Source organism: Acidiferrobacter thiooxydans, assembly GCF_003333315.1.
Taxonomy (GTDB): domain Bacteria; phylum Pseudomonadota; class Gammaproteobacteria; order Acidiferrobacterales; family Acidiferrobacteraceae; genus Acidiferrobacter; species Acidiferrobacter thiooxydans.
In genome coordinates this window covers 229,613-255,885 of sequence record NZ_PSYR01000001.1, presented here as the reverse complement: position 1 = coordinate 255,885, position 26,273 = coordinate 229,613, and the positions used below count along the sequence as shown (strand labels likewise).

General features: G+C 63.6%; 26 protein-coding genes and 2 pseudogenes. 19 read left to right on the top strand and 9 right to left on the bottom strand.

Annotated elements, in window-relative coordinates; all coding sequences use genetic code 11:
- Position 1: 1 nt before the first annotated feature.
- Positions 2-1,285, bottom strand: coding sequence for a CoB--CoM heterodisulfide reductase iron-sulfur subunit A family protein (locus C4900_RS01320; protein ID WP_114282160.1), 1,284 nt, complete (start codon positions 1,283-1,285; stop codon positions 2-4).
- A 514-nt stretch (positions 1,286-1,799) separates the two neighbouring features.
- Here C4900_RS01320 and C4900_RS01315 point away from each other — a divergent pair.
- On the top strand, positions 1,800-2,576 hold the full coding sequence (locus C4900_RS01315; protein WP_228579797.1) for a CbbQ/NirQ/NorQ/GpvN family protein: 777 nt from the start codon (positions 1,800-1,802) through the stop codon (positions 2,574-2,576).
- Here C4900_RS01315 and C4900_RS01310 read toward each other — a convergent pair.
- A complete protein-coding gene (locus C4900_RS01310; protein WP_211306709.1) occupies positions 2,557-2,895 on the bottom strand; it encodes a glutaredoxin family protein in 339 nt (112 codons plus the stop codon). The genes C4900_RS01315 and C4900_RS01310 overlap by 20 nt on opposite strands.
- On the opposite strand from C4900_RS01310, the gene C4900_RS01305 reads away from it, so the two are divergent.
- Positions 2,873-4,960, top strand: coding sequence for a nitric oxide reductase activation protein NorD (locus C4900_RS01305; RefSeq protein WP_065972331.1), 2,088 nt, complete (start codon positions 2,873-2,875; stop codon positions 4,958-4,960). The genes C4900_RS01310 and C4900_RS01305 overlap by 23 nt on opposite strands.
- Positions 4,961-5,680: 720 nt before the next feature.
- Here C4900_RS01305 and C4900_RS01290 read toward each other — a convergent pair.
- Positions 5,681-6,226, bottom strand: a complete 546-nt coding sequence (locus tag C4900_RS01290) for a sugar ABC transporter (protein ID WP_065972317.1) — start codon at positions 6,224-6,226, stop codon at positions 5,681-5,683.
- 159 nt (positions 6,227-6,385) lie between these two features.
- On the opposite strand from C4900_RS01290, the gene C4900_RS01285 reads away from it, so the two are divergent.
- Both C4900_RS01285 and C4900_RS01280 read left to right on the top strand, forming a co-directional pair.
- A complete protein-coding gene (locus C4900_RS01285) occupies positions 6,386-7,393 on the top strand; it encodes a LysR substrate-binding domain-containing protein (RefSeq protein ID WP_083996358.1) in 1,008 nt (335 codons plus the stop codon).
- A gap of 99 nt (positions 7,394-7,492) precedes the next feature.
- Positions 7,493-8,182, top strand: coding sequence for a class I SAM-dependent methyltransferase (locus C4900_RS01280; protein WP_065972318.1), 690 nt, complete (start codon positions 7,493-7,495; stop codon positions 8,180-8,182).
- 372 nt (positions 8,183-8,554) lie between these two features.
- On the opposite strand, the gene gatB is transcribed toward C4900_RS01280, so the two are convergent.
- The 3 genes and pseudogenes from gatB to gatC form a co-directional block, all read right to left on the bottom strand.
- Positions 8,555-9,988: an Asp-tRNA(Asn)/Glu-tRNA(Gln) amidotransferase subunit GatB gene (gene gatB, locus C4900_RS01275; protein ID WP_065972319.1), complete on the bottom strand. Its 1,434-nt coding sequence runs from the start codon at positions 9,986-9,988 to the stop codon at positions 8,555-8,557.
- A 9-nt stretch (positions 9,989-9,997) separates the two neighbouring features.
- Positions 9,998-11,442: pseudogene (gatA, locus tag C4900_RS01270) on the bottom strand (Asp-tRNA(Asn)/Glu-tRNA(Gln) amidotransferase subunit GatA).
- An 82-nt stretch (positions 11,443-11,524) separates the two neighbouring features.
- Complete coding sequence (gene gatC, locus C4900_RS01265) at positions 11,525-11,806, bottom strand: Asp-tRNA(Asn)/Glu-tRNA(Gln) amidotransferase subunit GatC (RefSeq protein ID WP_065972321.1); 282 nt, start codon at positions 11,804-11,806, stop codon at positions 11,525-11,527.
- Positions 11,807-11,942: 136 nt separating this feature from the next.
- Between gatC and C4900_RS01260 the strand changes: the two genes are divergently transcribed.
- The 15 genes from C4900_RS01260 (at position 11,943) to trhA (ending at position 23,969) form a co-directional block, all read left to right on the top strand.
- Entirely contained in the window at positions 11,943-12,986 is a 1,044-nt protein-coding gene (locus tag C4900_RS01260; protein ID WP_065972322.1) for a rod shape-determining protein, read from the top strand.
- 64 nt (positions 12,987-13,050) lie between these two features.
- Positions 13,051-13,914, top strand: a complete 864-nt coding sequence (gene mreC / locus C4900_RS01255) for a rod shape-determining protein MreC (protein ID WP_114282158.1) — start codon at positions 13,051-13,053, stop codon at positions 13,912-13,914.
- Positions 13,907-14,398 carry a rod shape-determining protein MreD gene (mreD, locus tag C4900_RS01250; RefSeq protein ID WP_065972324.1) on the top strand — a complete coding sequence of 164 codons (492 nt, stop codon included), beginning with the start codon at positions 13,907-13,909 and terminating at the stop codon, positions 14,396-14,398. Before mreC ends, mreD begins: the two co-directional genes overlap by 8 nt.
- 3 nt (positions 14,399-14,401) lie before the next feature.
- Positions 14,402-16,282, top strand: a complete 1,881-nt coding sequence (mrdA, locus tag C4900_RS01245) for a penicillin-binding protein 2 (RefSeq protein WP_065972325.1) — start codon at positions 14,402-14,404, stop codon at positions 16,280-16,282.
- Complete coding sequence (gene rodA / locus C4900_RS01240; RefSeq protein ID WP_065972326.1) at positions 16,279-17,358, top strand: rod shape-determining protein RodA; 1,080 nt, start codon at positions 16,279-16,281, stop codon at positions 17,356-17,358. Before mrdA ends, rodA begins: the two co-directional genes overlap by 4 nt.
- Before the next feature lie 85 nt (positions 17,359-17,443).
- On the top strand, positions 17,444-18,274 hold the full coding sequence (locus C4900_RS16980) for a septal ring lytic transglycosylase RlpA family protein (protein ID WP_065972327.1): 831 nt from the start codon (positions 17,444-17,446) through the stop codon (positions 18,272-18,274).
- A 205-nt stretch (positions 18,275-18,479) separates the two neighbouring features.
- Positions 18,480-19,331 (top strand): aminotransferase class IV, encoded by an 852-nt coding sequence (locus tag C4900_RS01230; protein WP_114282157.1) that lies wholly within the window; start codon positions 18,480-18,482, stop codon positions 19,329-19,331.
- Positions 19,332-19,616 carry a YbeD family protein gene (locus tag C4900_RS01225; protein ID WP_065969146.1) on the top strand — a complete coding sequence of 95 codons (285 nt, stop codon included), beginning with the start codon at positions 19,332-19,334 and terminating at the stop codon, positions 19,614-19,616.
- Positions 19,613-20,290, top strand: a complete 678-nt coding sequence (lipB, locus tag C4900_RS01220; protein ID WP_114282156.1) for a lipoyl(octanoyl) transferase LipB — start codon at positions 19,613-19,615, stop codon at positions 20,288-20,290. The genes C4900_RS01225 and lipB overlap by 4 nt, the downstream gene beginning before the upstream one ends.
- On the top strand, positions 20,244-21,206 hold the full coding sequence (gene lipA, locus C4900_RS01215; protein ID WP_065969148.1) for a lipoyl synthase: 963 nt from the start codon (positions 20,244-20,246) through the stop codon (positions 21,204-21,206). The genes lipB and lipA overlap by 47 nt, the downstream gene beginning before the upstream one ends.
- A complete protein-coding gene (locus C4900_RS01210; RefSeq protein ID WP_114282155.1) occupies positions 21,203-21,997 on the top strand; it encodes a YdcF family protein in 795 nt (264 codons plus the stop codon). The genes lipA and C4900_RS01210 overlap by 4 nt, the downstream gene beginning before the upstream one ends.
- A 74-nt stretch (positions 21,998-22,071) precedes the next feature.
- The gene (locus C4900_RS01205) at positions 22,072-22,308 is read left to right on the top strand and encodes a hypothetical protein (RefSeq protein WP_065969150.1); all 237 of its coding nucleotides are present in this window, start codon (positions 22,072-22,074) and stop codon (positions 22,306-22,308) included.
- 8 nt (positions 22,309-22,316) lie between these two features.
- The gene (locus C4900_RS01200; protein WP_083995656.1) at positions 22,317-22,769 is read left to right on the top strand and encodes a phage holin family protein; all 453 of its coding nucleotides are present in this window, start codon (positions 22,317-22,319) and stop codon (positions 22,767-22,769) included.
- A gap of 13 nt (positions 22,770-22,782) precedes the next feature.
- Complete coding sequence (locus C4900_RS01195; RefSeq protein WP_065969152.1) at positions 22,783-23,256, top strand: hypothetical protein; 474 nt, start codon at positions 22,783-22,785, stop codon at positions 23,254-23,256.
- Positions 23,257-23,333: 77 nt separating this feature from the next.
- Positions 23,334-23,969 (top strand): PAQR family membrane homeostasis protein TrhA, encoded by a 636-nt coding sequence (trhA, locus tag C4900_RS01190; protein WP_065969153.1) that lies wholly within the window; start codon positions 23,334-23,336, stop codon positions 23,967-23,969.
- Positions 23,970-23,991: 22 nt separating this feature from the next.
- Here the strand turns inward: trhA and C4900_RS01185 are convergent, their stop codons facing one another.
- The 3 genes and pseudogenes from C4900_RS01185 to C4900_RS01175 form a co-directional block, all read right to left on the bottom strand.
- Positions 23,992-24,681 carry a hemerythrin domain-containing protein gene (locus tag C4900_RS01185; RefSeq protein WP_065969154.1) on the bottom strand — a complete coding sequence of 230 codons (690 nt, stop codon included), beginning with the start codon at positions 24,679-24,681 and terminating at the stop codon, positions 23,992-23,994.
- A gap of 8 nt (positions 24,682-24,689) precedes the next feature.
- A pseudogene (locus C4900_RS01180) lies at positions 24,690-25,885 on the bottom strand (NAD(P)H-dependent flavin oxidoreductase).
- Positions 25,886-25,915: 30 nt separating this feature from the next.
- Entirely contained in the window at positions 25,916-26,263 is a 348-nt protein-coding gene (locus tag C4900_RS01175; protein WP_065969156.1) for a c-type cytochrome, read from the bottom strand.
- Positions 26,264-26,273 lie beyond the last annotated feature (10 nt).

Sequence of the window (26,273 nt, the reverse complement as noted above, 5' to 3'; positions counted from 1 at the left end):
CCTAACCCTCCGCCTTCGCCACGCGGTTCACCACCTGCACAGCGCGCAAGACACTTGCCGTGGCACTCTGCACCGACCGGTTTACATCGAGCGCGTTGGCCGCGCATCCAGCACCGAACAGGCCGCCATCTGTCGCGCCCATCTCGATAAAGCCGCTGGCATCGACCGCGACATCGGCGATAGCCTTGATGTTCACGCTTGGTTCCATGCCGATCGCCAATACGCACAGGTCGTGGCGGTTGTCATAGCGGTGGTAACCTTCGGTATCGACCCCATGCAATATGACGTCACCCGTCGCTTCGTCCTCGGTGATATTGGCCACCTTGGATTTCACGAAACGCACCGTCGAATCGGCCTGCACCTTCTGGTAAAAATCTTCGAAGCGGTCGATGGCGCGGATGTCGATGTAATAAACGGTGGACTGCGCCTCGTCGCCGAAACGCTCACGCATATAGGTCGTCTGCTTCAGCGATGCCATGCAGCAGATGCGCGAGCAATGCTTTAAGTGATTGCGGTCGCGAGACCCTGCGCACTGGATAAACGCCACGTTCTTGGCCTCTTTGCCGTCGGATGGACGGACGATACGCCCTCCCGTGGGACCCCGCGGATCTGACAGCCGCTCGAACTCGACGCTCGTGATGACATTATCAAACCGATCGTAGCCGTAAGGCTGAATCTTGCCGGCATCATAGGGACGCCAGCCAGTCGCCCACACCACCGCCCCGGCGCTTAAAGTGATCACCTCCGCCTTCATGTCGAGATCGACGGCGCCGTACTTGCACGCATCCCGGGCCTTCTCGGCGTCAGGGGTTCCCAGTATGGACGGATCGATGACGTAGCGCTGGGGATAGGCCATGAGCGAAGGCAGATAGGCGGCCTTCATGCGGCTCATCCCGTAGTTGAAGGGGTTTGGGATCTCGGCGGAAACCGCTTCGCCGCAGGCGCCGCAGGCGGTGCAATGGTCATTGACATAGCGGGGATGGAGGGTAACGGAGATCTTGTAATCGCCCGCGTGCCCCTCCACCTTCGTGATCTCGGCCAGAGTCAGGACCTTGATGCGCTTGTTGGCGCGCAGGCGGCGAAGGTTGATCTCCATGCCGCAAGTCGGGTGGCACAATTTCGGGAAATACTTATAGAGTTGGTTGACGCGGCCTCCGAGCGAAGGCGTTCGTTCGAGCAGGATGACGTTCTTGCCGGTTTCAGCGGCCTCGACGGCTGCGGTCATTCCGCTGATGCCGCCACCGACCACCACGATGGTCTCATGTGTTGCAACTACGTCCGCCATTAAGCGATCTCCTCAGGGGTGGCGTTCGCTAAAGCCAGCCGCGGCTTACGCCGGCAGGGGGCCGTCCACGTTATACGCCGAAGAGGCCCGCAAGAGCTAGGGCCATGGTTAGAAACTTTCTATGGCGCCATAAGATGCCGCGTAGACGAGAGCCGGCTCGATCGGCCGTACTGCCCGCGCGGGTGGGACCCCGCGCTCTCATAGATGAACGAATATGATCGATAGCATTGTGGAGAGAGATGCCACACTCGTCAACAGCCATTCTCCATGTAAAGCGATAGTACGGGACACCGGGCGAGGAAACCGGAACTCCCCATGACGGCGCGCGTCTGTCCCGTATAGCAGACGCCTACCGCATACGCGAACGTTGCGGGATACCCAGCACGCCTTGAATGGCCGGGGCGTCGATCGCTTTTTGGATTGTCGGAGGCTTTTGGCATACTGTAGTCGGATCAGTGCCACGATAGACGAGGGACACGTGGAACCAGGTGTTGTGAAAGCTGAAGCCCTTCTCGTGACGAAGGAGCCATATTACGAACCGCAAGGCGACGAGATCCTTTTGTTCGAGAGCGCCTACCGCAATCAGATCCCCGTTTTGCTGAAGGGTCCCACGGGCTGCGGGAAGACGCGCTTCATGGAACATATGGCGTGGCGCTTGAAGCGTCCGCTCGTGACCGTGTCCTGCCACGACGATCTCACGGCCTCCGACCTTGTGGGGCGTTATCTGATCACCGCCGGAGACACGGCATGGGTCGATGGCCCGCTGGCGCGGGCGGTACGTATCGGCGGGCTTTGCTATCTGGACGAAATCGTCGAGGCGCGCAAGGATACGACGGTCGTCATCCACCCCCTCGCCGATGACCGGCGGGTACTGCCCATCGAGAAGACCGGAGAGGTATTGTACGCGCCCCCCGAATTCGCCTTGGCGATCTCTTACAATCCCGGCTATCAGAGTGTGCTCAAGGACTTAAAGCAAAGCACCCGCCAGCGTTTCGTGGCACTCGAATTCGATTACCCGTCCGCCGAGCTTGAGAAACGCATAGTCGATCACGAGAGCGGGGTGGGGGACGACATCGCCGGCAAGCTCGTCAGATTTGCCGCCATGACGCGCAATCTCAAGGGCAGCGGCCTGGAGGAGGGCGCGAGCACACGCCTGCTCGTGCATGCCGCCAAGCTCATGGTGTCGGGCATAAGCCCGGTAGCCGCGTGCCGGGGCGCGATTGCCCAGGCCCTCACGGACGACCCGGAGATGCTGGCCGCCATCCATGAGCTCAGTGCGTCGCTTTTTTAGCATCCACAGCCCGGCGCACGGCGCCCTCGTCGAGGCGATAGCAACAGATCTCGGTATCGCCGTGAACCAAGACCGGGACCTTGAGGCCGTAGCGCGCTTCGAGGTCCGGATCACTTTCGATGTCGACGGCGCGGACGGTCACACCAAGCTCGGCCGCAAGCGGCGCCAAGGCACGGGCCATGTCCTCGCAGAGGTGGCAATCGGGACGATGATAAAAGAGGATGTCCATAGCCTGAAGGGTAACAGAAAAGGGCCGCAAGCGCCGGCCCATCCCACGGCCCCAGGGGGTGATGGCGATGACCGATTCTAAGCCCTTCACCGCCTCCGAACTCGAGGACTGGCTGGATGAGGAGCTCGATGCGGCATTGTCATTGCGCCGCACCAGCCGGACGGCCGCGGCCGCGCTCGCGCAGCTTGCCCGCGACCAGCAGGATTTCGCCCGTCACTGGATCGCCATCATCGCCAAAACCAATCCCGAGCTCGCCTTTCATTTTGCCAATCGCGCGGCCGAGGGCCTAAAGCGCATGGCCATGGATGACGCCGAGGCCTGGATCATCCAGGCCATGGATGTCTACGACAAGATGGGACTTTATCCGGCCATCACCGCCTTAAGTGAGGTGGAAGCGTTTGCCGCGGCGCGCGCGCAGCGCGCCCGCGCCGTGACCCTGGAGGAGATCGGGCCGGTCCTCGAGCTCTTTTTGCAGGCGCTTTCCGGAAGGCCGCTCAAGCTCGAAGCGGGGGAGTCCGCCTTTACCGACACCGCGCGCATGTATCTCCCGGCGGTGATCGCGGTACTGCCGACGCGTGCCGAGAACCTGCGCCTCTACAAGGTCCTGGCCGCCCATCTCTGGGCACAGACCTGGTTTGGAACGTTTCCGGGCAACCACCCCGCCCGCCTCCTGGAGTACTGTCAGTCGTTGCCGGACGCCGCCTACGCCCGGGACCTCTTTCATGCCCTGGAGACCATTCGTCTCGACGCCTGTCTTGCGCGCGAGCTGCCCGGGCTCTACCGGGAACTCTGCGCCCTCGAGGAGCGCCCCCCGGCACCGGCCTCATGGAGACCCTGGATCGCCCGGCTCGAGACGGCCAACGCCACCGTTGACGATACCTACCAGGCCGTGGCCGCGCTTTACGGGGAACCCCTGCCGAGGCCCCGCCTCTATCAGGGAGTGCTCGACCCGGCGGCAGTGGCCACGACGCTTGCCGGACGCCTGGAACAGGAACGCGCGGCGCTGCAAAAGGCCTTGAAGACAATCCTGGAGGGTAAAACGACCGCACCGGAGGAGCGGCGGTTTGCGGTCCACAAAGACGAGACCGGCCGTCAGGACCCCACCCTTTTCCTGGATGGCCAGGCGTTGGTCGCGCCGCCGGAGGTGCGCGCCCTGATGCAATCCATCGTCCAGGACCTCGGCGATATCCCAGACGAGTATCTGGTGGCCGCCGGCGACGGGGCCTACGCGATGGAAAGCGCCCGCAAACCGGAAGACGTCTGGAAGGGAACCTATCACGAAGAGGGCGCATTTCATTACAACGAATGGGATTACAAGCGCCAGCATTACCGCAAGGAATGGTGCGTCTTGCGCGAGATCGATGTCCATCCCGTGGACGAACCGTTTGTCGCACAGACCTTGCGGAAATATGCCGGCCTCGCCGCGCGGCTACGCAAGACCTTCGAGGCGCTGCGCGGGGAACACGCCACCCAGAGACGCCAGAAACACGGCGACGACATCGATTTCGACGCCTTGGTCCAGGGGTTCGCAGACCTGCGTTCGGGTCGCGAACTTCCGGACGGGCTATTTCTGCGTAACAGACGGTTCGCGCGCAATATCGCCGTCATGTTCATGGTCGACATGAGCGGGTCGACGAAGGGCTGGATCAATGATGCCGAGCGCGAGTCACTGGTGCTGTTGTGCGAGGCCCTGGAGATCCTGGGAGACCGGTATGCCATTTACGGGTTCTCGGGCATCACGCGTAAACGCTGCGAGATGTATCGCGTAAAGCGCTTCGAAGACCCCTATGACGACAAGGTCCGCGCACGCATCACCGGCATGAAGCCCCAGGACTATACGCGCATGGGGGTTGCGATCCGCCACCTCTGCGGCCTGCTCAACGGTGTGGAGGCGCGCACCAAGCTGCTCATCACGCTGTCAGACGGCAAACCTGATGATTATGACGGCTACCGAGGCGAATACGGCATAGAGGACACGCGTCAGGCGCTGCTCGAGGCCAAACGCGATGACATCCATGCCTTTTGCATCACCATCGACACCGACGCGCGCGATTATCTGCCGCACATGTACGGCGCCGCCAACTATGTGCAGATCGACGACGTACGCAAGCTCCCCTTGAAGATATCGGACATCTATCGCCACCTCACAAGCTAAGTGGGCGCGGCCCATGAGCGATCCGCGAACGGGCCGGCCCGGACAAACCAAAGCCCCATTCGCAATGGCATGGCACGGCGCGGCAGCGCGCCCCTGATGCGCGCACGCCTCGCGTTTGCCAAAGAAACGGCCTTCGTAACAATTTTCGAGGAGCGCTCCGTCGAGCATATGCCAACCTCAGGGCATTATCGCGACACAAAGCGCCGCGGTCGGCCTGGAGACAGCGGTTCCGAGGGTTGTGAGGCGGCGTGAAACCTCGATCATGAGACCATGCGCCATCGCAACGTCCCCTATCGTCTCTATCCCAACATGGCCCCAGCGGAGCGGCTCCTGGAGATGCGGGGTCCGCACCAGCGTTTGTATAACACGGCCCTGGAAGAGGGGATGCGGATATACCAGGAGACGGGGGAAGGGCCGTCTTTTGCGGCCCAGCGCCAAGACCTGCCCCAATGGCGCACGGGAGCGCGGGCCTTGCGGGGATAAACGCCCGGTCGGAGCAGGTGACGCGCAAACGGGTCGATCTGGCCTTCCCATATTTCGGTCAATGCCGGATACCCTCGTCCTTGACGACCGGCAACATAGATGATGTGCACGCTTTTCAGCGGATATTTAAGGGTTTCCGTGCCGAGTCGAGCGCATTACACAGCGCGCCCCAAGAGTGCTCCATCTGACGGCGTCCTTTCCATCGGGATAATAATCGTGATGTTGGGCATTTGGGCGCTACCGTGACGTTTTGGGATTGCCGTCACCGCGGCTCGTCAATTGCTCCGTCATCGGCGCATAGAGATAGACACCCTTCGGTAGATCTTCGATACCGGCCTCGACGGAACGGCCTAATTTGGCCAGCCACCGGTATTCAGGAAACTTATCCAATGCGATGGCCTGCATCTGATAAGGCGTGAGGCCCATCTTGATAAAGGGATCGGGGCCGATTGCGCTCACCACTAGATACTCGTTTGCGCCGATAGCAGGTGCGCGGTCAAGGCCACCGTAGAGATTTCTATGCCAATCCGTGATGTGTTGTTGCCAGCGCGAGAAATTGCCACCGCCTTTCTGGCGATACTCATCCCCTTGCAAAATCTCGAGATTGTTGATCGAGTGAACGGCAAGATAAACAGGACAACCGGCGGTCAAGGCTTTGAAGCGCTGTGAGGTATGGAATCCCCGCACCGAAATAAGCGCTGGCAATTTTGCCAGACTATAAAACTCGTTCCACTCCGCCTCGCTAGCCGGATCGGTGAAGCTGCATTCTACTGTATAGATCATTGGATCACTCGTGACCAGAAAGCTTATTGGCCCGGATTCCTTTGTTGACATTCCATCATGATACGGCCGTGATTCTGCATGTAAATCGCTTTTTTGGTATGCTTCGGTGATGAAATGTCACGGTGAGCTGGATTCGCCAGCCCCGAATCAGGAAGGCCCATGCGCCGGAAGATCCCCAGCAACGCGGCACTGATAGCATTCGAGGCCGCGGCCCGTCATGGCAGTTTCGCCCGCGCGGCGGACGAGTTGTCCCTGACCGAGGGAGCAATCAGCCGCCAGATCGGGCGACTGGAAGCCTTCCTCGGTGTCACGCTGTTTGAGCGAATCGGAAATCGCGTTAGGGTCCTGCCCCATGGGGAGCGATACGCGGCTCAAGTCCGCGAGATACTCGATCGCCTGCACCGCGACAGCCAGTACCTGATGGGGCAACCGAGCGGTAGCGCAAGCCTCGATATTGCCACTATCCCGACTTTCGCGATGAGATGGCTCATTCCCCGCTTGTCACGATTCCGGCAGAAGCACCCCAATATCACCGTGCATCTTACCGAACGATTGGAGCCTTTCGTCCTCGCCGGAAGCGGGTTCGATGCCGCAATCCATTTCGAGCATGCGGCGTGGACAGGAATGCGCACGTACAGTCTGCTGCATGAGGTGCTCATTCCGGTTTGTCATCCCGCCCTTCTGAAAGAAAGTAAAGGGGGGACTGCCGCACTGGACACTTTGCCGCGCCTGCACCGACGGCAAAACCCCGATGCCTGGCAACACTATTCGCAGGACACCGGTATCGCACTGACCAGTCCCGCGATTGGGGCGCGCTACGACCTTCACGCGATGCTGATCGAGGCGGCAGTGGCCGGCCTCGGTGTGGCCCTCGTGCCGCGCTTTTACGTTGAGGCCGAACTGGCGCAGGGGCGGTTGGTCGCTCCGTGGCCAGACGGGAAGAGCATCTCCAAAACGTTCTGCCTCGTTCTTCCCGAACCTATCGGATTGAGCGGAGAGCCCGTGCAAGCGTTTGCTCAATGGTTGCTAGGCGAAGCGATGTCCGGCTCCGGGCGGGAACCGCCCGATGTGTGGAGTGGTGGATGTTTCACCACAATGACCGGCCATAGGCCATGCGGCCTACAAGGTGCGGCCGGCAATGAGCACGAAACTCAAGCCATGTCGTAATGGTGGCGGGAGTAGTTCCAGGTGGGCCGGCTGGCGCGAGATGACGACGACGAGGGATAGGGGATGACTGCCGATGCGGGTCAAGGACCGGGCCTGGCAATGCCGGGCAAGGCATCAGCGGCACACAAAGGCACGACCCTGACCCAGGACGCCGCTTCCTACGACGCCTGGTATGAAAGCCCACGCGGCCGATGGATTGGTACCACGGAATTCGCGCTGCTGGCTGCGGCCCTGGGTGCGCGCGAAGGCGAGACGCTGCTGGATGTCGGTTGCGGCAGCGGGTGGTTCACCCGCCGATTCGCGCGCCAGGGTTTGGCGGTGACGGGCCTCGATGTCCGCAGCGACTGGCTGTCCTTTGCGCGTGCCCAGCCGGGTCCCGCCGGGCAATGGGTGGCAGGGGACGGTCGGGCCTTGCCGTTCGCGGACGACACCTTCGACCATGTCGTATCGATTGCCGCGTTATGCTTCATAAGCGACGAACGACGGGCGGTGGCGGAAATCGTGCGGGTGACGCGGCGGCACTTCGCCATCGGGTGGCTGAATCGCACGAGTCTGCTCTATCGTGCGAAGGGGCGACATGGCGGACAAGGCGCCTACCGGGGGGCCCGGTGGCACGATGCGCGCGAAGTGAAGGCGCTGTTTTCGGGGATGGCGGTGCGCGGGATCAGCATCCGCTCCGCGGTATTCTTGCCATCCGCCGGGCCCGTGGCGCGGCTTGCCGAGCGCATACTCCCCCGCACTTTGCCGCTGGGCGCCTTGATCGTGGTCTGCGGTGAAAAGAGGCAATAGCGGCACCTAGGCCTTGTCGAGGCGGGGCGCGGCCACACAATGCCGTATCTCGAGGCGCTTAAGGGACCCACCGGCCGCTCGCCAATATCGCACAATCGGTGCATCAGCGGTTGCTGACCCGGGCCCAGGAAGAGGCGAAACCGTTGTACGAGCGGCTGCCGCACTACGCCATCGAGCGTCTTGGTACCGGCTCGACCAGTCGCCACATGCGGAGAAACGGCGTCTCTAAGGGCGCGCGCTGTTGCTGCAGGTCTCGCCTCTCCCCAGGGCTCGCAGCGACGGAGCATCAGAGGCCGGATATATGTGAGCCGTCCAACCCTGATTCCAAAGACCGAGACGATCTTGCCATGCAGCGGGAGCCCCTATATCGGGCTAGGACGCCAGGAGCCGCTTGAGAATCTCGTTGACCTTGGCGGGGTTGGCCTTGCCGCGACTGGCCTTCATGGTCTGCCCCACGAAAAAGGTGAACACCTTCTCCTCGCCGGCCCGATATTGGGCCAATTGTTTCGGGTTGGCCGCGATGACCTGCCTTACGACCTCCTCGATCGCAGAGTCATCCGAGATCTGGCGCAGGCCGCGCGCGGCGATGACGGCATCGGCATCGCCTTCGCCCGCCCACATGGCCTCGAAGACGTCTTTCGCCGCCTTCCCCGACACCGTGCCGTCGGCGATACGGCGCAAGAGACCCGCCAGGGCCGCGGCCCTGACCCGGGAATCGACGATATCGAGCCCATCCTCATTGAGGCGCGCGGCGAGTTCGCCGGTTACCCAGTTGGCGACGAGTTTGGGCTCGACCCCAGCCGCCGCCACCGCGTCCTCGTAATACTGCGCGAGTTCCCGACTTGCCGTCAGGACCCCGGCGTCATAAGCGGACAGACCGTACTGGACGCCGAACCGCTGCCGCTTGGCGTCCGGCAGCTCGGGCATGGCGTCTTTCACCTCGGCCAGAAAGGCCTCGGTCAACACTAGCGCCGGTAGGTCCGGATCGGGGAAGTATCGGTAATCGTTGGCCTCTTCCTTGCTGCGCATCGAACGCGTCTCGTCGCGCGCCGAGTCATAGAGGCGGGTCTCCTGGCGCACTTCGCCACCGGCGGAGATCAGGGCGATCTGGCGGCGTACCTCGTAGTCGATGGCGCGCTCCACGAAGCGGAAGGAGTTGATGTTCTTCAGTTCGGCACGCGTCCCAAGCCGCGCCTGCCCCAAGGGGCGGACCGACACATTCGCATCGCAGCGGAACGAGCCCTCCTGCATGTTGCCATCGCAGATATCGAGATAGCGGACCAGGGTGTGCAGGGTCTTCAGGTAGGCCACCGCCTCGGCCGCCGAGCGCATATCCGGCTCGGAGACGATCTCCAGAAGCGGGGTACCGGCGCGATTGAGGTCGATACCGGTAAAGCCGCCCATGTCCTCGTGCAATGACTTGCCGGCATCCTCCTCGAGGTGGGCGCGGGTGATGCCGATGGTCTTCTCGCCGGTCGGTGTCGTGATCACAAGCCGCCCGCGTTCGACGATCGGGTGTTCGTACTGGCTGATCTGGTAGCCCTTGGGCAGATCCGGATAGAAGTAGTTCTTGCGCGCGAACACCGAACGCCTGTGCACGGTCGCGCCGATGGCAACCCCAAACCGGGCGGCCATGCGCACCGCCTCGCCGTTCAAGACCGGCAGGACCCCGGGGAACGCCGCATCCACGACGTTGGCCTGCGTATTGGGCGCGGCGCCATAAGCGGTCGGCGATGCCGAAAAGATCTTGCTCTGCGTCTTCAGCTGGGCATGCACCTCGAGGCCGATGACCGTCTCCCACTCCATGGTCGCCTCCTAGATCCCAGCCGGCACGCGGGCGTGCCAGTCGGTGGCCTGTTGAAATCGGTGCGCGGCATTCAGGAGGCGCGCCTCGTCCAGATAGCGGCCTATGAGCTGCAGACCGACCGGCAGCCCACCGGCAAATCCCGCAGGCAACGACAGCGCCGGGAGCCCAGCGAGGTTGACCGGGATGGTGAAGATGTCATTTAAGTACATCGACACGGGGTCGGTGTTCTTGGCCCCCAGGGCAAAGGCCGTGGACGGGGACACCGGGCCTGCAAGGATGTCGCATTGCGCAAAGGCGCGGGCGAAATCATCGGCGATGAGACGCCGCAGCTTCAGGGCCTTCACATAATAGGCATCATAGTAGCCGGCCGACAACGCATAGGTGCCGACCATGATGCGCCGCTTGACCTCGGACCCGAACCCCTGGCTGCGGGTCTTTTTGTACATATCCTCGAGATCCTGGTACTCCGGCACGCGATAGCCGTACCGTACCCCGTCGTAACGCGCGAGATTCGAGGAGGCCTCGGCGGGCGCCAACACGTAATAGCAGGGCACGGCATGGGCGCTATTGGGGAGGCTTACGTCGACCAAACGCGCACCCTGCCGCTCATACTCGCGCAGGGCCTCGCGCACGACCTCCGCCACGCCAGGCTCGATGCCCTCTGCGAAATGCTCCGCAACGACCCCTATACGCAACCCCTTCAGGTCCTTGCCCAATTCGGCGGCATAGTCCGGTACCGGGACATCCAGCGAGGTGGCGTCACGTTCATCGAAGCCGGCCATCGCCGTCAGCAGATGCGCGCAATCCTCGGCCGTCTGCGCCATGGGGCCGGCCTGATCGAGCGAGGATGCGAAGGCGATCAACCCATAGCGCGAGACCCGGCCATAGCTCGGCTTGAGACCGGTGATGCCGCAGAGCGCAGCGGGCTGACGAATGGACCCGCCGGTATCGGTCCCGGTGGCAGCCGGCACGAGGCGCGCGGCGACCGCCGCCGCCGACCCCCCGAGCTCCCGCCCGGCACGCGCTCGCGATCCCAGGGGTTGCGGACCGGACCGAAATAGGAGGTCTCGTTGGACGAGCCCATGGCAAACTCATCCATATTGGTCTTGCCGACCATGACACAGCCGGCGGCCTTCATCTTCCGGACCACGGTGGCGTCGTAAGGCGGCACGAAATCGGCGAGCATCCGCGAGGCGCAGGTGGTCTTGACGCCCGCGGTACAAAAGATGTCCTTGTGCGCGATCGGCACACCAGCGAGCATCCCCCTGCCCCCCGCGCGCCGCGCGCGATCAGCGGCCTCGGCGTCGCGGCGCGCCGCTTCCTCATCCAGGGTGATGAAGGTATTCAGCGCGGCGTGGGTCTTGATGCGCGCCAGGGCGTCGTCCACGAGTTCGCGGCTGGAGCAACGGCCGGCAGCGAGATCCTCGGCAATCTTCGTGATCGTAAGCGTCAACGGGAGGTCCTTGAAGGGTGATGCCTGCGACTATGCATCCTGAAAATCTATGGGTGGGCGGCGTGCGCGCAGCACTGGGGTCTCACTCGATGACCCTGGGCACGAGATAGAGGCCGTCGCGGGCCTCAGGGGCCACGGCCATGAGCTGGTTGCGGTCGATTTCCTGATGAACCGCATCCGCGCGCAGCCTGAGGCCGGCCGTATCGGGGTGGGTCATGGGCTCCACCCCATCGGTGGCGACGGCATTCATGTGCGACACCAGATCGAGTATCCGGGACAGATCCTGCGCGTAGGCCTCCCGCTCCGCCCCACTCAAACCCAGACGGGCGAGGTGCGCCACCTTTTCGATATCTTTCGCGTCCAAGGCCGCTAACCCGTATAGTCACGTTGATCCGTTGCACGCTACCACATTTCGGTCTCCGGTTGAACCCGGGGGGAGCGGTTGATAGAGTAACGCGATTTTAACCCCACCTCACCCTAAAGTAAGGGACAGAAACCCTATGTTTGGACGGCTCCGATCCTACTTCTCCAACGACCTTGCCATAGACCTCGGCACCGCCAACACCCTCATCTATGTCCGGGACAAGGGCATTATCCTGAACGAGCCGTCGGTGGTCGCCATCAGGCAGGAATTCGGGTCGCGGGGCGGGCGAAACATTCTCGCGGTCGGCATGGAGGCCAAACGCATGTTGGGCCGCACGCCCGGCAGCATTCAGGCCATTCGCCCCATGAAAGACGGCGTCATCGCGGACTTTACCGTAACCGGCGAGATGCTCAAATATTTCATACGTAAGGTCCACGAACGGCGCATCTTTCAGCCGAGCCCGCGTATCGTCATCTGCGTCCCTTGCGGGTCCACCCAGGTCGAACGGCGGGCGATTCGTGAATCGGCGCAAAAGGCCGGGGCGAGCGAGGTCTATCTGATCGAGGAACCGATGGCCGCGGCCATAGGCGCGGACCTGCCGATTGCCGAGCCGACCGGCTCCATGGTGCTCGACATAGGGGGAGGAACCAGCGAGGTCGGTGTCATATCGCTCGGCGGACTTGTCTATTCGACGTCGCTGCGTATCGCCGGCGACAAGATGGACGAGGCGATCATAAGCTATGTGCGCCGCAAATACGGCCTGCTGATCGGCGAGGCGACTGCCGAGAAGATCAAGAAGGACATAGGGACCGCCTGGCAAAACAGCGAGGTCCGGCAGATGGAGGTCAAGGGACGCCATATCGCCGACGGGGTGCCTCGCAGCCTGGTGCTCAACAGCAAGGAGGTCCATCTCGCGTTGAGCGAGGGTCTGGCGGGCATCGTCGCCGCCATCCGGCTGGCGCTGGAACAGACCCCCCCGGAACTGGGCGCCGACATCGCCGAGAAGGGGCTCGTGGTCACAGGCGGCGGCGCCCTGCTCCGCGACATCGACCGCATGCTGATGGAGGAGACCGGGCTACCGATCGTGATCACCGACGACCCCTTGACCTGCGTTGCCCGCGGCTGTGGCCGCGCCTTGCAGGAAATGGAGGTCCTGGGGGACGTATTCGCGTACGAGTAACCCCCTGGGCGGCGCCGGCACGGTTACGCAACCGCCGCCTTGTTGCAACACTTGTGGTAAACGCATGGGCACATTTCTAGGCTGGTCTGTCAAGCGGCCGTCCAATCTCGCCAAGCTGATTCTGTTCGCCTGCGCGTCCGTGGCCCTGATGGTGATGGATGCCCACCATAACCGCGACGTGCGCGCAGTGCGTGGCACCATCCTGCGCGCCGGCCACCCCCTTCAGGAACTCACGGCGCTGCCCTTCGCGCTGATACACGACGCCCGCCGGGATCTGCGTCTCAATAGCCGCCTGCGCCAGGAAAACGCGCGTCTCAGGGCGCGCGCGCGGCGCCTGGAGATCGAGGCGTCCCGGCTCGCCGCCCTGCGTCTTGAGGTCAGGCACCTGACCGCCCTGCTCCATGGGTCCGCGATCCCCGGCTACCGCGCGGGTCTCGCGCGCGTCCTGGATGTGGGTTCGGGCCCCTTCAAGCAGCATCTGACCCTGGATGAGGGACGGAACGACCATGTATTCATCGGACAGGCCGTCATCGACGCGCACGGCATAGTGGGGCAGGTGGTGTCGGTGAACCGGGACACCAGCGAGGTGATGCTGATCACAGACCCCGACAGCGGGGTACCGGTGATCTCCGAGCGCAACGGCCTGCGCGCCATCGTCTTTGGGACCGGATCACTCCACCGCGTGAAGATCCCCTACCTGACGGTGACGGCCGATATCCGTCCAGGCGACGTTTTTGTGAGTTCGGGGCTCGGAGGCATCTACCCGCCAGGCTACCCGGTGGCGCGCGTCACAAAGGTCACGAGCAACCCCAATCTCGCCTTCCTGAATGTCCGCGCCGTGCCGCTTGCGCACCTCACCTATCACACGCACGTGTTGCTGCTATGGCCGCGCGCACAAACCGGGGCACGGGACACGCATCATGGATAACCCGCTCACACTGAAACAGCGCCTGCTCATATTGGCGAGCTTTGTGTTGGCGATGATGCTGGCGATCATCCCGCTGCCCGACTCCGTGCGACTGTTGCGGCCCGACTGGGTGTCTTTGGTGCTGGTCTACTGGTGTATGGCGGTGCCCGAACGCATAGGCGTCGGCAGCGGCTGGATCGTGGGGCTCTTTCTGGATGCGCTCTACGGCTCCCTGCTCGGGGAGCAGGCCCTGGCAAAGGCCTTGCTGGCCTTTCTGGCGCTGCATTTCACGCTGCGACTGCGCATGTTTCCGCGCTCCCAGCAGGCGCTGGCCGTGGGAACTTTGATCGCCATTAGCGACCTTATGGTTATCATGATAAAATCGCTGGTTCATGGTACGCCGCCGCTGTGGCGCGACACCGCGCCCATGATTGCCAACGTCATCGTGTGGCCGGTGTTGTTCACCATCCTCCGGGAGGTGCGCCGGCGCGCCAAGATCAGCTGAGCCATGCGCATCATTCCCCTCAAAAACGACTCCCAGGAGCTGCGGCTATTCGAATCGCGCATATGGGTTGCCGCGGTTCTCGGGACACTGCTGGTCCTCGGTCTGCTCATGCGCCTGGGCTATCTGCAGGTTGTCAAGCACCGCTACTATGCCACCCTGGCACAGGACAACCGCGTAAGCCCGGTACCGATCGCCCCGGCCCGCGGGCTCATCCTGGATCGCAACGGCGTGGTGCTAGCCGACGACTTCCCGGTCTTTACACTCCAGGTGACGCCCGATCGCGTCCCGAACATGGACCGGCTGCTCGCTAAACTGAGGCCACTCGTGGCGTTGAATGCGCAGGATATCCGTGAGTTTCGCAGGCGTCTTACGCAACACAAGCCGTTTCAAAGCGTCACGCTGCGCGCGCACCTGAGCGAGGCCGAGGCGGCACGCGTGGCGGTAAACCTCACCCGCCTGACCGGCGCGACCCTGCACGCCCAGCTGCGCCGCTATTATCCCCTCGGCGGTCTGGCCACCGCCGCCATAGGATATGTAAGCCGCATCACCCAGACCGAATTGCATGGGCGCAACGCCGACCGCTATGTCGGCTACCGCGACATCGGTCAGATGGGGGTCGAGAAAAGCTATCAGAAGGAACTGATGGGGCGCATAGGGTACAAGGATGTCGAGATGGACGCACGCGGGCGGGCGGTCAAGGTGCTAAAACGCATACTGCCGCACGCCGGCCACAACCTCTACCTGAATATAGACGCCCAGATGCAGGCGATCGGCGAGCAGATGCTCAATAACCGACCGGGCACCGTGGTCGCCCTGAATCCCCGTACCGGCGCGGTCCTTACGTTCATAAGCAGCCCCATCTACGATCCCAACCCGTTTGTCGTAGGCATACGCGAGAAGGCCTACAAGGCGCTTGCGACCAACCCCAATGGCCCCCTGGACAACCGCGCGCTGAACGGCCTGTACCCGCCAGGCTCTACCATAAAGCCGTTCTACGCCTACGCCGCCCTGCAGACCCGGTGGTTCCATCCGCACAAATACATCACATGTCCCGGCTATTATCACCTGCCCCATAGCACGCACCTCTTCCACTGCTGGAAACCGCTCGGCATGGGCCGCGTGGACCTGAAAGACGCCATAGAGCAGTCCTGCGACGTATACTTTTACCGTCTGGCCTTCAAACAGGGCATCAACCGCATGACCCGCTATCTCACCGATTTCGGGTTCGGACACCGCACCGGCATCGATCTCCCCGGCGAATATCGGGGGCTCGTGCCTACCAAGGCCTGGATCAAGGCGAGCGGCAGACCCTGGTATCCAGGACAGACGGTGATCACGGGTATCGGTCAGGGCCCCTTGCTGGTCACGCCCCTGCAGCTCGCCGACGCAGTGGCCGCCATCGCCCATCACGGCATCCGTATGCGTCCGGAGGTGGTACGTGGGGTCGTAAACCCGGTCACGCACCATGTTCGCTTCCGCAAACCCTATGCCTATCCGGCCGTGCCCCGGCGCCGCAAGAATAGCCTGAAGCAATTGATCCGAGACATGACACAGGTGGTCGAAGGCCCGCACGGGACCGCGCGCGGCATCGCCTACGGCCTCCCGTACAAGGTCGCCGGCAAGACCGGGACCGCCCAGCTCTGGAGCGCGGCGCCCGGCTTCAAGGGAAAACATATCCGCTCCGATGCGCTGTTCATCGCCTTCGCGCCGGTCAGCCATCCACGCATCGCGATCGCGGTGGTCGTCGAGCACGCGGGCTTTGGGGCACTGGCCGCAGCCCCGATCGCGCGCGCCCTCATGAACTTCTACCTCCTGGGCCATGTCCATGCGCGGCCGCAGAATCAGTTGCGACCGCAGATCGCGCAGGCAAGGATCAGTCCATGACGCTCTTCGAACGCTGGCATATCGACAAACCGCTTTTTAGCGCACTGACCATCCTCGCGGCCATAAGCCTGGTGGTCCTCTATAGCGCCAGCGGGGAAAGTATCGACTTCGCGTTGAGTGATGCCGTGCGCCTGGCCATCGGGTTTGTGGTCATGATAGCCGTCGCCCAGATCCCCCCGGAATCCTATCGGCGCTGGTCGGTCCCGGCCTTTGTCGTCGGGGTACTTGGCCTGGCCGCGGTTTTGGCGATCGGCGTCGTGCGCTTCGGCGCCCGCCGCTGGATCGCCCTGGGACCGCTGTCCCTGCAGCCCTCGGAGTTCATGAAACTGCTCGTGCCCATGGCCTTGTCCTGGTTTTTTTCGCGCAGCCACCTGCCGCCGCGCCTCGGGCGCATCATCGCCGCGGCCCTCATCCTGCTGATCCCCGTCCTCTTGATCGCCAAAGAACCGGATCTCGGTACGGCGCTGATCGTCATGCTGTCGGGCCTCATCGTCTTGTTCCTCGCGGGGATCGGCTGGCGCACCATCCTCACGGTCCTTATGCTGGCGGCGGCCGCAGCCCCGGTGCTGTGGGCGCACCTGCACCATTATCAGCGCCAGCGCATCTATATCCTGTTCCACCCGCAGGCCGACCCCCTGGGGGCGGGCTATCACGCCATCCAGGCCATGATCGCCGTCGGCTCCGGCGGCCTTTTTGGACAAGGCTGGCTGAACAGTAGTCAGGCGCACCTCCATTTTCTGCCAGACAGCACCACCGACTTTGCGTTCGCGGTTTTCTGTCAGGAGTTCGGCCTGCTCGGTAATCTGGCACTGCTCGCCCTCTATCTCTTTATCGTCTATCGCGGCCTGCGCATCGCCTTTTCCGCACAGGACAGCTACTCTCGGCTGCTCGCCGGATCCTTGTCGATCCTGTTTTTCTTTGACGTCTTCATCAACATGGGCATGGTCGCAGGGATACTGCCCGTGGTTGGCGTGCCATTGCCGCTGCTAAGCTACGGCGGTACCTCACTCATCATTATCATGGCGGGCCTCGGGGTGCTCATGAGCATCCATAGCCACCGCCGTCTGGTGAATTGAGGCGATGTCCACGGGGTCCGTGACCAGGATTTCCGTGGAGGCTGGGCGTGCTGTACCCTGGATTTCTCACAGGAGACCTCGACCCATGGGCAGTCGTTTCAAAACCGGCTGCAGGCGCCTCGCGGCCGGTCTAGGCCTTAGCCTTGCGCTCGCCGGTTGCGGTTTTTTGCCGAGCACCGGTTACCGCAATCCCGCGGACCTTTCGACGCGCAATGTCGTGCCCCACAAGCTGGCCTTGAGCCCATACGGCAACAGCCCCTACACGGTCGACGGGCGCACGTACTATCCCTTGAAGACAGCCGCCGGTTATCGCCAGCGCGGCATCGCCTCCTGGTATGGCCTGCCGTTCAATGGACAAAAGACCTCGGACGGCGAGACGTACAATATGTACGCCATGACTGCGGCCAGCAAGGTCCTGCCGCTGCCGTGCTACGTGCTCGTACGCAATCTCAACAACAACAAGACCGTGATCGTGCGTGTCAATGACCGTGGGCCATTCTATCCCGGGCGCATCATCGATCTGTCCTACGCCGCCGCCGCGCGTTTGGGGATGCTCGCCACCGGAACCGCGCCCGTGGAGGTCGAGGGTATAGTGCCTGGCCAGACCCACCGCCGACCGATCCCCGTCGATCATCGCGGACCCGATGTATTCGGGCCGCACCCTGCCCACCGCGTGGCGCACCGGGCCTTTTTTGTGCAGGTAGGCGCCTTCGCGCGCCATCAGGACGCCGAACGCCTGGTGCGCCGCCTCGACAAAAAGGGGCTCACGGACCCCCGGATCTTTCATGACGACGTGGATGGTCGCGACCTCTATCTCGTACGCCTGGGGCCAGAGACGGATAAGAACGAGGCCCTGGCCTTGTCGGCGCGACTCTATCGGGACGGCATGGGGCATGGCCTGATCATCGATCCGTGAGCGGGTTCGCGCTTCGTCGCCCTTACGGCTACCGATGGCGGCTAGCAGGTACCGAAGGGTCCTCCTATAATTGTCATCGACCGAGGGCACCGGGCGATCCCAAAGGGCATGGGGCAGGCCCTGGGCCGGATGTTTTGGTATCGCCGCACGGGGTCACGGAATCAGCGACCGCAGAGGGTTGCGCGGACAGCCAAGGGGGCATCCCATGCTCGTATATCTGAATGGCGACTGGATACCCGCGGATAGCGCCCGCGTATCGGTCTTCGATCGAGGCTTTGTTTTTGGGGACAGCGTCTATGAGGTGATACCGGTCTATGGGCATCGTCCATTCCGGGAAGCGGCGCACCTTGCGCGCCTCAAGGCCAGCATGACCGCGGTCGGTATGGACGAACGCCTGGGTCCGGTCCATTGGCCCTCGGTATGTGCGCGCCTGGCCGAGACCTTGCCAACCGGCGACGGGACCTTATATCTGCAGGTAACGCGCGGGGCGGCGCCCCGCCAGCATGCCTTCCCGGCGAATGCCCCCCTCACCTTGTTCGCCTATGCGCGGCCACGGGTATCGGAGCCGGCGGGCAACGCCGCCTGCACGGCCATACTCTGTGATGATATCCGATGGGCCCGTTGCGACATCAAGACCACCTCACTCATCGCCAATGTGCTGCTGGTCCAGGAGGCCTTGAGTCGCGGTGCCGATGAGGCCCTGCTAGTACGCGACGATCGGGTCAACGAGGGCGCGGTCAGCAACGTGTTCGCGGTATGCGGTGAGCAATTGCTCACCGCACCGCGCAACCACCTCATCCTGGGCGGCATCACCCGTGACGTGGTATTGGAGCTGGCCGCCGGACTTGGCATCGTAGTCGAGGAGCGCGCACCATCCCGAGCCGAACTTTCGGACGCCCGCGAAGTCTTCATCACGGGTTCCAGCCGTGAAGTGACGGCGGTGACGCGCATCGATGGCAAGCCGGTCGGCGATGGCAGGCCCGGCCCCGTGTTTCATCGTCTGCATGCGGCCTTCCAGACATTCAAGGAGGAGGTGCGCATGGGTCGGAGGATGTAGATGGCGACGAACGGACACGATGACAAGGCACCCGAGATCCTGACCTTTCCGTGCACGATCGATATCAAGGCAGTGGGCAGACGCTCGGCGCGCTTCGAGGCCTTGGTCCACGAGATCGTCTCGCGCCACATCGGACCCCAGGACCTGTTGTCTTGCACCACCCGCGAGAGCCGGGGCGGGAATTATCTCGCCATCACCCTGACTATCCGCGCCTCCGCCAGAATGCAGCTCGATGCCATCTACGAGGCCTTGAGTGCCTCACCAGAGGTCCTCATGGCGCTATGAGCAAAGACCTCGAGGTTCATCGCTGGCAGGGCCTCGTGGATTTCCACGAGAGCTGGCAGGCGATGCGCACATTCAGCGAGGTACGCACAGACGACACCCCAGACGAGATCTGGGTCCTGGAACACGCCCCGGTCTACACGCGCGGGCGCAACGCCAAGGAGGCCGCGCCCGCGGGTTCGATCCCGACGGTGGACACCGATCGCGGTGGGGACCTGACCTACCACGGCCCGGGGCAGCTTGTCGTCTACACGTTGATCGACCTTGCGCGCCGCAAGATCGGGGTTCGGCACCTGGTATCGGCCCTGGAGTCGGCCGTCCAAGACACCCTGGCGTTTTTTCAGATAGACGATGTCGGCACGCGTCCTGGCGCCCCCGGCGTCTATGTCGGTGACGCCAAGATCGCCTCGCTGGGATTGCGTATCCGAGGCGGGCGTAGCTATCATGGGCTGGCCTTGAATGTGGCCATGGACCTGCGGCCGTTCGCGGCCATCGCGCCCTGCGGCTACCAAGGCCTCCGCATGACGCAGGTCACCGATTGCGGGGCCGCAACGGACATGGACCAAGTCGCCGCCATCCTGATCCCACAACTCATAACACGCTTACGGCGTCACCCGGAAGACCCCTTGCATGACACAGACATCGGACTTAGAACCCGGCCGCCCACGGGCCCTTAAGGGGCTCCAGAAGATCAAGGTGCGCACCGCGCACGAACCCGGGCCTCCCCCGGCACCCAAGCCCGCATGGTTACGCGTGCGCTCGCCCCTGTCTCCGGAGGTGGGGCGTCTCAAGACGGTCCTGCGCGAGCACGCCCTTCATAGCGTTTGCGAAGAGGCCTCATGCCCGAACATCGGCGAATGCTTCGGACATGGTACCGCGACATTCATGATCATGGGGCGGCTGTGTACGCGGCGATGCCCGTTCTGCGACGTCGCGCACGGCCGTCCAGACGCGCTCGACCAAGACGAGCCCGCGCACCTCGCGCAGGCCATAGCGGCCATGGGGCTACGCTTCGTGGTGATTACCTCGGTCGACCGCGACGACCTGCGGGATGGGGGCGGGGCCCATTTCGCGGCCTGCGTCGCGGCGATACGCGCAAGCGCCCCCACGGTCCGGATCGAGACCCTGGTACCGGATTTCCGGGGGCGGGTCGAGGCGGCGCTGGAGGCGCTGGCGGTGGCGCCCCCGGACATCTTCAACCATAACATGGAGACCGTGCCGCGGCTCTATAAGGCGGTGCGCCCCGGCGCCGATTACGAGGGCTCGCTTGCGCTCCTGCAGGCCTTCAAGCAGCGCCATCCGGGGATCCCCACCAAGTCCGGTCTCATGGTAGGCCTGGGCGAGAGCCGCGCGGAGATCGAGCAGACACTAAAGGATCTGCGCGCGCACGGCTGCGAATGGCTTACGCTCGGACAATATCTCCGCCCGAGCCTTGCGCATCTGGCCGTGGACCGGTACGTGACGCCGCAGGAATTCGCCGAGATCGGCGAGATCGCGCGCGGGCTCGGCTTTCATAACGTCGCGAGCGGCCCGCTCGTGCGATCGTCCTACCATGCCGACCGTCAGGCCGCGGGGGAGGCCGTGGGGACGTGATCATCTGGCATGGCCTGGTAAACGCCTGCCTCACCCCGCCCGGACTTTTCCTGCTGCCGATGACCGCGGGCCTCATACTGCTGGCGGCGCGCAGGCCAAGCCTGGGTGCCGCTCTCGTGGTGTTGGCGTGGGCCGGGTTATGGATCGTGAGCCTGCCGGCGGTGAGCCACCCGCTTGCACGCGATTGGGAGAGCTACCCGGCCTTGCGCCGCCCGCTACCGATCGGTCCGCGGGCCATCGTCGTGCTCGCCGCCGGCCGCTATCACGATGCCCCGGAATACGGGGGACGCGATACCGTAGGTGCCGATACCCTGGTGCGCCTGCGCTACGCCGCGCGACTCTTTCGCGAGACCCATCTCCCCATCCTGGTCTCGGGCGGCGCCCCGCTCGGTGGAACCGCCGCTGCGCGGCTCATGCGCCGCGTCCTGAACCGGGACTTCGCGACCCCCGTCAAGTGGGTGGAGGCAAGCTCGAAGACCACGGCGCAAAACGCCCGTTACTCATGGGCCATCCTGCGATCCCAGAAGATCCGCTCGATCTTTCTCGTGACCCAGGCCTGGCATATGCCGCGCGCGGTCGCCCTGTTTCGTGAGGTGGGCTTCAAGGTGGTCCCCGCCCCCACAGGCTTTGTCACGCGCTCGCGTCGTGGCCAGACGATCCTCGCCTACCTCCCCAACGCCCCGGCGCTCGCCCTGTCGGCGTTGATCTTCCACGAGATGATCGGTCTTGCGTGGGTGCGGATGCGCGCGTGGCTCCCCGCACCCCTGGCGCACCTCATAAGCCACGGCTGAAACCGTCCCTGAAGGTCCGATTCTTCGCCCCCCGGCGTAGGTTAAGCTTGCCTAAACATCGAGCGGAGTGCGCCATGGGCGTTGCCGAACCATTCGCTGCCGACGGCAGTTCCGAAACCACCGCTGCACACGCCAACCCCAGCGTCGAAGAGGCCCTGGCATGGCTGCGGAGACTGAGCGCCTATCTATCCGAACATGACATCAATGCCATGCGCGGGGACCTCGAACAGCGCATACGGGAGCATCCGGGCGCCAGCATCGCCATAGGATTCGGTGTCGGCGTCATTCTGGGTAAGCTCTTGAGCCGGTAGGGACGACTATGGCCACGCACTGGAATCCACAGCCCCTGCACCCCGGGCCGCCCGTTGACCAGATGTCGCTGAAGGGTCTTTTGCGCCGTGCCGCCGATGAAGCGAGCGAGATCATCCGGAGCGAGGCCAATGTCATCAAGCTCGAGATCGAGGAGAGCACGCGTGCGCTCATTACCGACGCCCTGAAAGCCGCGGCCTACAGTGCCGTGGCCTTGCTCGGCCTCTTGAGCCTGCTGGCATTCGTCATCATCGGGCTCGCCGATATCATAACGAACGCCGCCTCCCCCATGACAAGCGTATGGGCGAGCGCGCTTATCATCGGCGTATTGCTGACCGGCATCGGCGGTGCCATGGCTGTAAGGTATGCCAAACGCATAGGACAGGACGCGCAAATGAAGAAGACGCGATCGGAGTTCAGTGCCGACAAGACCTTCATCAAGGACGAATGGAGAAAAATCTAAGCCTGGGGGCCCCATGGACGACGAAGTGGTAGAGGTATACTCCTCTGAGGAGGCGCGTCTTAAGGCCGAGCGGCACCGGCGTGACCTTGCCGACACCCTGGACGCCTTGAGCGAGCGTGTCGGCAGTGCCGTGGAACAGATCGAGCGTCAGGTAACTTTCCCGATTCGATGGTCGCTTGAGCACCCTCTTTTGGCCGTGGGTCTGAGCCTGAGCGCCGGGGTCTTGCTGGGCCGCCGCCTGCAACGGTCCCGGCCGAAGCGCACGAAGGCCCTCGCCCGCGAGCTCGAAGGCGCCTACCTGCAGGGGCGTCGCGACGAGGCCGAGCAGCGGCCGCCACGCGAGCCCGAGTATTGGGCCGGTGTAAAGCTTGCCGATGGCGCGGAGATCGGCGGCCTGCTCCTCGAGGCCGCCAAGCCCCTCCTGCACCATCTCACCCAGGGACTCGTCGAGAGCTTGAATAACAGCGTGCGCGAACCGCGCGCATAACGATCGGGGACACCAGGCGACAGGGCGGCCTACGGGGCCGCGCGGCCTGATGGTATACTGCCTGCAGGGGGACAGGCATGCTGCGCTCCGAACGATTCAATAGTCTCAGTCATATCACAGGCGGTGTGCTCGCCGTCGCAGGCACCGTCGTGTTGATCGTATTCGCGGCCCTGCGCGCGGATCCCTGGCGGATCGTAAGCTTCAGCATCTATGGTCTTACCCTCATATTCCTGTACGCCATGTCGGGTCTCTACCACGGTCTTACGGGCCGGGCGCGGGCGGTGTTCAAGCGCCTTGACCATGTCGCCATCTATCTTTTGATCGCCGGGACCTATACCCCGTTCGTCCTGGGGCCTTTGCGTGGGCCGTGGGGCTGGTCCTTGTTCGGGGTCCTGTGGGGTCTTGCAGTCCTCGGCATCGTCCAGGAATTCATCCCCCAGAGATCCCGGCGACTGTCGATGATTTTCTATGGCGTCATGGGGTGGCTGATCGTCATCGCCCTGCAACCCCTCATGCGCCACCTGCCCCCGGCCGGCTTTGCGTGGCTTGCCGCGGGCGGACTTCTGTACACAGTGGGGGCGATATTTTTTCTGTTCGACGAGAAATGGCCATTGGCCCACGAGATCTGGCATCTATTCGTTCTAGGCGGGAGCATTGCGCAATACTGCGCGGTGTTGTTCTATATCGGGCTCACGCCCGTGCGCGCCGCATAGGCCCATAGAGCTCGGAGGGCGCTCAGGGAGCGCGGGACGACAGGCGCTGGCGAACCTCGTTTAGGAGCGTCCCGCGCCCGATACTCGCGGCCCGTTCCCAGGCACCGAACAAGAGCGTCTCTTCCCGGAACTCGTGCTTATTGAGGCTCGCGGCAAGGAGGCCAAGCCACGTGTCCAGGTCGGCGCAAGACTCCTCGGGGGACGCACACACCTCCTGGATGGCATCCAGCTGGATCAGGATGTCGTCGTGCTCGCGGCGCATGAGCGCCGTCGGTTCCCCGGCGTCGCGGACGGCAAGGGGCGCGAGGAGATCGTTTTCGATGAGGATGTGGGCACGCAGGGCGTGATCGAAGGCCGTGACCTCCGAGACCGCCTCGCGCCAGTGCCCGCCATTGACCAGGGACAGCGCACGGACGAGACGGGCATCCATGTCGTCATGATCGCGTCGCAGGGTGTCGGTGAGCGTGAGCGCCTCGTCGGGCCCGCGGGTGTGCAGGGTCACCAGGTAACCCTGGCCATCGGTGACGGCGTGCCAGACGAGCGTATGGCGCATGTGATTCTGGAGCTGGGCCATGAGCAGGGTCGGATCCTCGGGGCTCCAGATGCGCAGAGATTCCCCGGGCCCCATCTCGCGCAGGACCGAGTAGGCGTACGTGGATACCGGCACGCCTTGTGGCGTCAGACGCAGATCAAGGACGTAGCAGCACGACATAGGACGCCTCAGGCGATAAGGGAGACGGCCGGGCGTGGCGCATGGGACGGCGCCACGCCCGTCAGGAGATACTCGAGGAGGTCGCGGACCGGACGGATCTCGCGGCCAAAAGGCAAGGGCGCGCCCCCCGAAAAAATAGCCCCTGCTCGACGTTGCCCTTGGCGGCCGCCGCCAGCTGGGTCTCAATACAGAACTGCCCGGCCTCGGGGTTGCCGTCCTTGAAGCCACAATGACTCAGGCACTCCAGTCGGCTCGCACACCCTCCACAGCGATCCGTGGCGCGGGCCTTTAGGACGGTTTCACGCGCCAGATAGCGCTTGAGCCAGGGGGTAAGCACCGCGCGCGCCGGCAGGCCGGCGGCGCTCATGAAGGTGACGATGTCCTCGCCACGGGCCTCGGCCAACACGCGCTTGAAGTTCGGGTGCGCATCGCACTCCTCGGTCACCGCAAACGCCGTACCCAGTTGCACTCCCGAGGCGCCATGATCGAGCAGATCGCGAATGGCGCGGAACGAGCCGATGCCCCCCGCCGGAATGAGCGGGATCCGTTCAGCGGCCACACCGAGCTTCTTGAACAGCGCCAAGGCCTCCTTCAGGACATGACGGAAGTCGAAGCGCGGGGAGTCGACATCGGCCAATCGCGGGGCGCCAAGGTGACCGCCGGCGTGGCCGGGGTGCTCTATGATGACCGCATCGGGGAGTCGGCCCTTGCGCATCCACTTACGCAACAGGACCTCAATGCCACGCTCCTCGGAGAGGATGGGGATCAGGGCCACGTCGTGCCCCTGAGTCAGCTCCGGGAGATCGAGCGGCAATCCGGCCCCCATCACGATAGCGTTGGCCCCGCTGACACAGGCCTGGCGGACGAAATCGGCATAGTGGTTGAGTGCGCGCATGACATTGACCGCAATGAAGGCCGCGGGCCCGGCAATGGCGCGCGCCGCCTTGACCTCGCGATCCAGGGCCTCGAGATTGCCATCGAGCATCGTGTGCGTATCCCGGCAGCGGCGTAGGCGGCTCATGATATCCGGATGCAGATGCCGCAGATCAACGCTTGCGATCGTGCCGACCGCGCCCTCGCGCGCCACCGCGGAGGCGAGCTTATGGGCGGAGATGGCCACCCCCATGCCCCCCTGGAAGATGGGCAACAGGGAACGGCCTCTAAGATTCAGTTTCGGTAGGCACGATGCGATTACGGACGTCATGATACGAGCTTAGTCCGATGACCTAGCCATTCATTGATGCGGATCAAGGGCCAATCCGTGGGGCCGGACCGCCGCCACCATGTAGCGGACCGCGGCGCGCACCTCACTATCGGTCAGGGATTCGTCGCCGCCCTTGGGGGGCATGAAGCTGTAGCCGTAATAGCCGTGAATGGCGTGCTCGTACAGGACCTTCATGCCCTTCGCAAGGTGCTTGCGCCAGGCACCGCGATTGCCGAACTGGGGCGCACCGGCGATACCGCGGGCATGACAGGTGTGGCATGTCTGATCGAAGACCTGCCGGCCGGTGAGCACCCGGGCGGACACGCCGGTTGTGAACACCGCCAGGATCAGGAGCGGAAGGGGCATGGGGCGCGGCATGGATATCTCT

Bases quoted from the DNA above. Each gene is read 5' to 3' on its own strand.
- lipB (WP_114282156.1), top strand. From the start codon at position 19,613: ATGAGCAAAGACCTCGAGGTTCATCGCTGGCAGGGCCTCGTGGATTTC.
- C4900_RS16980 (WP_065972327.1), top strand. From the start codon at position 17,444: ATGGGCAGTCGTTTCAAAACCGGCTGCAGGCGCCTCGCGGCCGGTCTA.
- C4900_RS01205 (WP_065969150.1), top strand. From the start codon at position 22,072: ATGGGCGTTGCCGAACCATTCGCTGCCGACGGCAGTTCCGAAACCACC.
- rodA (WP_065972326.1), top strand. From the start codon at position 16,279: ATGACGCTCTTCGAACGCTGGCATATCGACAAACCGCTTTTTAGCGCA.
- C4900_RS01195 (WP_065969152.1), top strand. From the start codon at position 22,783: ATGGACGACGAAGTGGTAGAGGTATACTCCTCTGAGGAGGCGCGTCTT.
- gatB (WP_065972319.1), bottom strand. From the start codon at position 9,988: ATGGAGTGGGAGACGGTCATCGGCCTCGAGGTGCATGCCCAGCTGAAG.
- C4900_RS01200 (WP_083995656.1), top strand. From the start codon at position 22,317: ATGGCCACGCACTGGAATCCACAGCCCCTGCACCCCGGGCCGCCCGTT.
- C4900_RS01280 (WP_065972318.1), top strand. From the start codon at position 7,493: ATGCCGGGCAAGGCATCAGCGGCACACAAAGGCACGACCCTGACCCAG.
- C4900_RS01285 (WP_083996358.1), top strand. From the start codon at position 6,386: ATGCGCCGGAAGATCCCCAGCAACGCGGCACTGATAGCATTCGAGGCC.
- C4900_RS01230 (WP_114282157.1), top strand. From the start codon at position 18,480: ATGCTCGTATATCTGAATGGCGACTGGATACCCGCGGATAGCGCCCGC.
- lipA (WP_065969148.1), top strand. From the start codon at position 20,244: ATGACACAGACATCGGACTTAGAACCCGGCCGCCCACGGGCCCTTAAG.
- C4900_RS01225 (WP_065969146.1), top strand. From the start codon at position 19,332: ATGGCGACGAACGGACACGATGACAAGGCACCCGAGATCCTGACCTTT.
- C4900_RS01305 (WP_065972331.1), top strand. From the start codon at position 2,873: ATGACCGATTCTAAGCCCTTCACCGCCTCCGAACTCGAGGACTGGCTG.
- C4900_RS01260 (WP_065972322.1), top strand. From the start codon at position 11,943: ATGTTTGGACGGCTCCGATCCTACTTCTCCAACGACCTTGCCATAGAC.
- mrdA (WP_065972325.1), top strand. From the start codon at position 14,402: ATGCGCATCATTCCCCTCAAAAACGACTCCCAGGAGCTGCGGCTATTC.
- C4900_RS01320 (WP_114282160.1), bottom strand. From the start codon at position 1,285: ATGGCGGACGTAGTTGCAACACATGAGACCATCGTGGTGGTCGGTGGC.
- C4900_RS01290 (WP_065972317.1), bottom strand. From the start codon at position 6,226: ATGATCTATACAGTAGAATGCAGCTTCACCGATCCGGCTAGCGAGGCG.
- mreD (WP_065972324.1), top strand. From the start codon at position 13,907: ATGGATAACCCGCTCACACTGAAACAGCGCCTGCTCATATTGGCGAGC.
- C4900_RS01185 (WP_065969154.1), bottom strand. From the start codon at position 24,681: ATGTCGTGCTGCTACGTCCTTGATCTGCGTCTGACGCCACAAGGCGTG.
- mreC (WP_114282158.1), top strand. From the start codon at position 13,051: ATGGGCACATTTCTAGGCTGGTCTGTCAAGCGGCCGTCCAATCTCGCC.
- trhA (WP_065969153.1), top strand. From the start codon at position 23,334: ATGCTGCGCTCCGAACGATTCAATAGTCTCAGTCATATCACAGGCGGT.
- C4900_RS01175 (WP_065969156.1), bottom strand. From the start codon at position 26,263: ATGCCGCGCCCCATGCCCCTTCCGCTCCTGATCCTGGCGGTGTTCACA.